General features: G+C 67.3%; 6 protein-coding genes and 1 pseudogene. 6 read left to right on the forward strand and 1 reads right to left on the reverse strand.

Features of this window, described 5'->3' with window-relative positions; genetic code table 11:
- From ACEQXV_RS03740 to ACEQXV_RS03750, 3 genes are all read left to right on the forward strand, one after another.
- The coding region (locus tag ACEQXV_RS03740; protein WP_370267983.1) for a tyrosine-type recombinase/integrase at positions 1 to 375 on the forward strand (375 nt) is incomplete at its 5' end.
- A 79-nt stretch (positions 376 to 454) separates the two neighbouring features.
- Entirely contained in the window at positions 455 to 2,020 is a 1,566-nt protein-coding gene (locus ACEQXV_RS03745; RefSeq protein ID WP_370267984.1) for a GMC oxidoreductase, read from the forward strand.
- Positions 2,017 to 2,775: an SDR family oxidoreductase gene (locus tag ACEQXV_RS03750; RefSeq protein WP_370267985.1), complete on the forward strand. Its 759-nt coding sequence runs from the start codon at positions 2,017 to 2,019 to the stop codon at positions 2,773 to 2,775. Before ACEQXV_RS03745 ends, ACEQXV_RS03750 begins: the two co-directional genes overlap by 4 nt.
- Here the strand turns inward: ACEQXV_RS03750 and ACEQXV_RS03755 are convergent.
- Positions 2,772 to 3,485 (reverse strand): WecB/TagA/CpsF family glycosyltransferase, encoded by a 714-nt coding sequence (locus tag ACEQXV_RS03755; protein ID WP_370267987.1) that lies wholly within the window; start codon positions 3,483 to 3,485, stop codon positions 2,772 to 2,774. The two genes, ACEQXV_RS03750 and ACEQXV_RS03755, sit on opposite strands and share 4 nt — an antisense overlap.
- A 162-nt stretch (positions 3,486 to 3,647) precedes the next feature.
- Between ACEQXV_RS03755 and ACEQXV_RS03760 the strand changes: the two genes are divergently transcribed.
- The 3 genes and pseudogenes from ACEQXV_RS03760 to ACEQXV_RS03770 form a co-directional block, all read left to right on the forward strand.
- On the forward strand, positions 3,648 to 4,796 hold the full coding sequence (locus tag ACEQXV_RS03760) for a Gfo/Idh/MocA family protein (protein WP_370251474.1): 1,149 nt from the start codon (positions 3,648 to 3,650) through the stop codon (positions 4,794 to 4,796).
- Positions 4,784 to 5,725, forward strand: a complete 942-nt coding sequence (locus tag ACEQXV_RS03765; RefSeq protein WP_370251475.1) for an NAD-dependent epimerase/dehydratase family protein — start codon at positions 4,784 to 4,786, stop codon at positions 5,723 to 5,725. Before ACEQXV_RS03760 ends, ACEQXV_RS03765 begins: the two co-directional genes overlap by 13 nt.
- Positions 5,722 to 6,330, forward strand: a pseudogene (locus ACEQXV_RS03770) (colanic acid biosynthesis glycosyltransferase WcaL); the annotation flags it as partial. The gene ACEQXV_RS03765 and the pseudogene ACEQXV_RS03770, both read left to right, overlap by 4 nt.

The raw sequence follows: 6,330 nt of genomic DNA on the forward strand, positions 1-6,330 counted from the left end.
CCCGCGCAGGCCGCGCTGGCCGCCTGGCTTGTCCATCGCGACGCCGGGGAAGAGTCCGCGCGGCTGGAAAACGGGGCCGCGCCATCGCGCTTCCTGTTTCCCTCGCGGGGCAAGTCCGGTCACCTGACGCGGGTGCGCTTCTTCACGCTCATCAAGGAAATTGCCGTGGCATCAGGGGTGTCGCCCGAGAAGGTCACCCCCCACACCCTGCGCCATGCCTTTGCAACGCACCTGCTGGAAAACGGGGCCGATCTGCGGGCAATCCAGACGCTTCTGGGCCATGCCGACATAGCCACGACCGAGATCTACACCCATGTTCTGGACGAACGCCTGAAGCGGCTTGTGCTGGACAATCACCCCCTTGCGGGGTCCTGATCAGACCCGATTTTGGCCATATGCCAGCCGTACACCCCCTGTACACCCCCCGTACACCACCCGTGCAGACAAAACGCCCATGACCGCCAGCTTTGCCGACATCGCCGAAACCGCCTGGGATGCCATCGTGATTGGCACCGGGATCGGCGGCGGTGTGGCCGGGCGGGCGCTGGCCGAGGCCGGGATGAAGGTGCTGTTTCTCGAAAAGGGTCGCGCGGGGCTGCGGGCCGAGGAAACCGCTCTCGACCTCATGATGGGCGATCCGGTGGCGCGCGGCATCCGGGGATTCTGGCCCGATCCGATCGAGGCCACGGTCAACGGACGCCAGCAATCGCTTTTCGCACCGCTTGGCGCCGGGGTCGGCGGATCCTCGGTCTTTTACGCCGCCACGCTGGAGCGGCCCGAGCCGCATGACCTCGATGACCTTCCCGACCGTCCCCATCCTACCGGGGGCTGGCCCGTGGGCTTCGCCGAGATGCTGCCGTGGTTCGACCGGGCGCAGGCGCTTTTTCACATCCAGGGCGAGCCTGACCCGCTGTCGGACCTGCCCTGCCCCTCGGTCGCGCCGCCGCCCCCGGCGGCACCGGGTGACGCCCGGATCATCGACAGGCTTCGCCTGAACGGGCTGCATCCCTACCGGCTCCATGCCGCCCTGAGGCGCGTCGAGGGCTGCCGGGACTGCCTGGGCCACAAATGCCCCATGCGCTGCAAGATGGACGGACGTTCGGCCGGGGTGGAGCCCGCGCTTGCCAGTGGCAATGCCGAGATCCTGACCGGCTGCACCGCCACGCGGCTTGTGCGTCAGCGCGACGGCGGCGTCACGGTCGAGGCGCGCCTGGCGGGCGAGACGCGGCAGATCTGGGCCCGGCACGTGGTGCTGGCCGCAGGCGCCCTGTCCTCCCCGCGCCTTCTGATGGCATCGGCCAGCGAAACGGACCCCGTGGGGATCGGCAATGCCAGCGGGCTTGTCGGGCGCAACCTGATGTTCCATCTCAACGAGATTTTCGCGCTTTGGCCCGGAAAGGCCGCAGGTGACGCCGGACCGACGAAATCCGTGGGCTTCCGCGATCTCTACTTTGCCGAGGGCCAGCGCCTTGGCATGGTGCAGGCCATGGGGATCGACGTGGGCTATGGCGAGATCGTGCATCACCTGCGCAGCCGGGTGGCACGCAGCGCCTGGCGGCATGTGCCCGGCGCGCTGGACCTGACCCGCATTCCCGCTGCGATCGGGGCCAAGGTGATGGGCACGGCCAAGGTCTTCGTGGGGCTCTTGGAAGACTTGCCCTATGCCGAGAACCGGGTGCTGCCGGACCCCGACCGCATCCGGCTGAGCTATGTCACGGCGCCCGAACTGCTGGCGCGGCGCAAGATATTCCGCAGGCTTATCCGCCGGGCCTTTCGTGGCACGCGCACAGCCTTCCTGACGCATGAGCCGGAACCCAATTTCGGGCATCCCTGCGGGACGTTACGGATGGGTGTTGATGTTGGTAAATCGGTGGTGAATGGCGATGGCCGCCTTCATGACACGCCCAATCTGTGGGTCGCGGATGCCTCGGTTTTTCCAACCTCAATGGGCGTCAATCCCAGCCTGACCATCGCTGCCCATGCCCTGCGCATGGCCAACCGCATCAAGGAGACGACATGAACGAGCTGACCCAGGGCATTGCCGTTGTCACCGGCGCGGGCGGCGGGTTGGGCCGCGCGCTCTCGGTCGAACTGTCGAAATCCATGCAAGTTGCCGGGATCGGCCGGGACCAAGCCGCGCTGGACGAGACGCGGGCAATGGCCGAGCCGGGCCGTTTCCACCCGCTGACCGCCGATGTGAGTGACTTCAACTCCGTTGCAAAGGCCTTTGAATTAGCTTCAATTTTTGCCCCCGTTACCGTTCTGGTGAACAACGCGGCGCTCTATCCACGCCGCGACATTACCGAGGAAACCGCGGAAAGCTTCATGGAGGTGGTCAACACCAACCTGGGCGGGGTCGTGGCCTGCACGCGGGCGGCGCTGAGCGGCATGATGGACACCGGGTTCGGCCGCATCCTGAACGTGGCCACCTTCGCCGATGTCGCGCCGCTACCGGCCTCGTCCGCCTATTCCGTATCCAAGGGCGCGGCGCGGATATTCACCCGCGCGCTCATTGCAGATATCGGCGACCGCTTCCCCGGGATCGTCGTGACCGACTGGATGCCCGGCATGCTGGCCACGCGCATGGGGATTGCCGAGGGGCTCGACCCGCGGGACGCCGCCCGGTGGGGTGCGAAGCTTGCGCTGTGGCACGACCCGAGCCTGACCGGCACCACGTGGGAAATGGACCGGGAAATTCCGCCGCCCCGGTCTCTCAAACGGCGCATTGCCGATCGCGTTCTGATGCGTCCGCGGGCCGTGGCCCGCCACCTTTAACGCAGCCGCCAGGACCGCCAGAGATGCCCCGGCAAATCGCGGAAGGCGAGCGCGTAGCGCCCTGCCAGGCGGCGCGGGTTCGACAGCATCCGCCAGAGCCACTCCAGCGCCAGCCGGCGCACCCAGAGCGGCGCACGTTCTTGTAATCCCGAGAGAAAATCCAGTCCGGCCCCGATCGAGGCGATGCCAATCTCGGGGGCGATCCGACGCCCTCGCGCGGCCAGGATTTCCTGTTTCGGCGCGCCGAGCGCCAGCAGGCAGAGCCGCACGCCCCGACCGGACAAGTCGCGCAGGATCGCATCGGCGGCCTCGCTTTCGGGATCGAACCCCATGGGCGGAGCGATCGTGGCCGCGATCTCCAGCCCCGGCACCTCGTGCTGCAGCGCACGGGCTGCACCGGCAAGGCTTGCCTCCGTGCTGCCCACGAGGCCGAGCGGCATGCCCATTTCCGCCGCCAGCCGCACCAGGGGAAGGATCATGTCGGAGCCCGGCAAGAGCTCCACCGGTTGCCCCGCGAGGCGGGAACACCAGACGATCGGGTTGCCGTCTGCGGTCACGAAATCCTGCGCAGCATAGGCGTCGCGAAAAGCGCCCGGACGGCGCAGCTTGGTCAGGTGATCGAGGTTGAGTGTCGCAAGGGCAAATCCCCGGCCCTCGGCAAAGCTGGCACTCACCAGCTCTTCCAGCATCTGCCAGTTTGCGATATTCACATTAACTGCATGATTATGCTGTGAAAAAATCATAGGAAGAGTCTTTGGATATCGATAGAATATCTATTTATATTATAAATCTCTTTCGCGCACCCCTTAAGTCAAACTCTTGCCACTGTTTTTGGGGTATAAGGGTCCAAGAACAGCAGGCAGAGCAGGCCAATGACCGATCCAAGACCCGCCACCGGCTCACAGCCGCAGGGCACGCATTGCGTGGCCATCGTGGGCTGTGGTTTCGTGGCGGATCTCTACATGGCCTCTCTGGCGCGACACCCGCAGGTGACGGTCCTGGGTGCACATGACCGCGACGCGGCGCGGCTGGCGGCGTTCACCACGCATTGGAACCTGCCCGGCTTTGACAGCGTCGAGGCGCTGCTGCGCGCGCGGCCCGCCCTTGTGCTGAACCTCACCAACCCTTCCTCTCACGCCGGGATCACGCGGCAATGCCTGGAGGCGGGGTTCAACGTGTTCAGCGAAAAGCCCATGGTTCTGGACATGGCCGATGCCTGCGCACTGCACGCGCTGGCGCGCGACCGGGGGCTGCAACTGGGCAGTGCGCCGTCTTCGGTTCTGGGCGAAGCCGCGCAGACGCTTGGCAAGGCCCTTCGTGAACGCGTGGCGGGCACGCCCCGGCTGATCTATGCAGAGCTTGACGATGGCTTCATTCCGCAGGCGCCGCTGGAGGCGTGGAAGAGCGCCTCGGGGGCGCCCTGGCCCTTCGCCGACGAATTCCGCATCGGCTGCACGCTGGAACATGCGGGCTATTACGTCAGCTGGCTGATCGCCATGCTTGGCCCGGTTGCAAAGGTCGTGACCGCCACCGCGGAAACCCTGCCCGACAAGCGCGGTGTCACCGGCTGCGCACCCGATTTCTCGGTCGCCACGCTGCATTTCGAATGCGGCCCGGTCGCGCGGCTGACCTGCTCGATCGCGGCCCCGCATGACCACCGGCTAAGGGTGGTGGGCGATGATGGCGTGCTGGAGATGGAAAAAGCCTGGGACAATGCCGCGCCGCTCAGGTTCCGCAAGCGGATACGGATCCGGCGCAGGCTGCTGGAAAGCCCCGTGGGCAGGCGCATTCGGCTCAGGGGGCCGACCCATCCGATGATGCCACGCAAGGGGGCGGCAGCGATGAATTTCGCGCTTGGCCCCGTGGAGATGCTGGAGGCGATCGTGGCAGGCCGTCCCTCGCGTATCGGGGGCGATTACGCGCTGCACCTTACCGAAGTGACCCTCGCCTGCCAGAGCGAAGGCGTGCACGCGATGACGACGCGCTGCGAGACGATGGAGCCGATGCCATGGGCGCGCTGAAGCTCTTCATCACGGGCGCGGGCAGCTACGTGGGCCTTGCCGCCGCCGAGGCGGCGATGCGGGCGGGGCACGCGGTGGTGGTGCATTCACGCTACGGGCACAAGCTGCACTGGCCCGACGCGCCCGGGGTCACGCCCGTGACCGGGCCGCTCGACGGGCCTGACCTGGCCCAACAGATGGCAGGCTGCGACGCGGTTCTGCATATCGCGGGGCGGATGGCGGGAACAGAGGCCGAGTTCACCCGCGACGTGGTGGAGGCCAGCCGCGCGGTGATGCGCGCGGCGCGCGAAGCGGGTGTTCCCCGCGTGGTGCTGGCCGGCAGCGTATCGGTCTATGGCCCGGACCGGGTGGGCACGGTCATCGACGAAACGAGCCCCCTCGCCCCCAGGCCCGAAGAACGCGACGCCTATACCCGCGCCAAGCTGGCCCAGGAACGCGCGATGCAGGACGAGGCCCAGGGAACTGGCCTGACCATCCTGCGCCTTGGCGCGATCTGGGGGCCGGGACGGCTGTGGAATGCCCATATCGGCCTTGCCAGGGGCCCGGTTGTGATCCGCATCGGGCGCGAGGGGCAGATACCCCTCTGCGAGATCGACCGCGCGGGCGACGCGCTGGTCAAGGCCGCAAGCGCGCCCGCGGGCATCTACAACATCCTCGATGACGACCTGCCCGACCGCCTGCGCTTTCTCAACGCGCTCTCAGCGGGCGGCTGGCCGCGGCTCGTGCTGCCGTTCCACTGGCGGATCCTCGACCGGATCGCCGGCAATCGCCGGGGCGGACCGGGGTTGCTGCGCCGGGCGGTTCTGCGCGCGCGGATGATGCCGGTGGGCTGGGATGGGCAGCGCGCGGTCGCTGCGCTTGGCCTTGATCCGCAGCACCCGTTCGAAACCCTGATGGCGGCCAACCTGGCCGAAGGGGGCGCGCCATGAAGATCGCCTACCTGACCGGGGAATACCCGCGCGCCACCGACACCTTCATTCAGCGCGAGGTCGCGGGCCTGCGCGCGGAAGGCATCGAGGTTCTGACCTGCTCGATCCGGCGCACGGGCGATCAGCACCTCGTGGGCGAAGAGCAGAGGGCCGAGGCCGCGCGCACCTTCCACGTACTGCCCGCTGTGGCTAATCCCCTGCGCATGGCGCGTGCCGAGCTTTGGGCCATGGCCCGCCCTGCGCGCTACCTGCGTGCGCTGGCGCTGGCCTGGAAAACCGCGCCGAGGGGGATCAGGGGCCGGGTCTACAACCTGATCTATTTCGCCGAGGCCGTGGTGCTGGCCCATCACATGGCGCGCATGGGGGTCAGCCACCTGCACAATCACATCGCCAAGTCGAGCTGCACCGTGGCCATGCTGGCCGCCGAGATCGCGGGTCTGCCCTACAGCTTTACCCTGCACGGGCCCGATATCTTCTTTGCCCCGGAGCATTGGCGGCTGGATGAAAAGATCGCCCGCGCCCGCTTTGTTGCCTGCATCAGCGAATTCAGCCGCAGCCAGGCGATGTTCTGGTCCGACCGGGGGCACTGGCCGAAGCTGAAGATC

Source organism: Nioella sp., assembly GCF_964229645.1.
Taxonomy (GTDB): Bacteria; Pseudomonadota; Alphaproteobacteria; order Rhodobacterales; family Rhodobacteraceae; genus Nioella.

Bases quoted from the DNA above. Each gene is read 5' to 3' on its own strand.
- ACEQXV_RS03760 (WP_370251474.1), top strand. From the start codon at position 3,648: ATGACCGATCCAAGACCCGCCACCGGCTCACAGCCGCAGGGCACGCAT.
- ACEQXV_RS03765 (WP_370251475.1), top strand. From the start codon at position 4,784: ATGGGCGCGCTGAAGCTCTTCATCACGGGCGCGGGCAGCTACGTGGGC.
- ACEQXV_RS03750 (WP_370267985.1), top strand. From the start codon at position 2,017: ATGAACGAGCTGACCCAGGGCATTGCCGTTGTCACCGGCGCGGGCGGC.
- ACEQXV_RS03745 (WP_370267984.1), top strand. From the start codon at position 455: ATGACCGCCAGCTTTGCCGACATCGCCGAAACCGCCTGGGATGCCATC.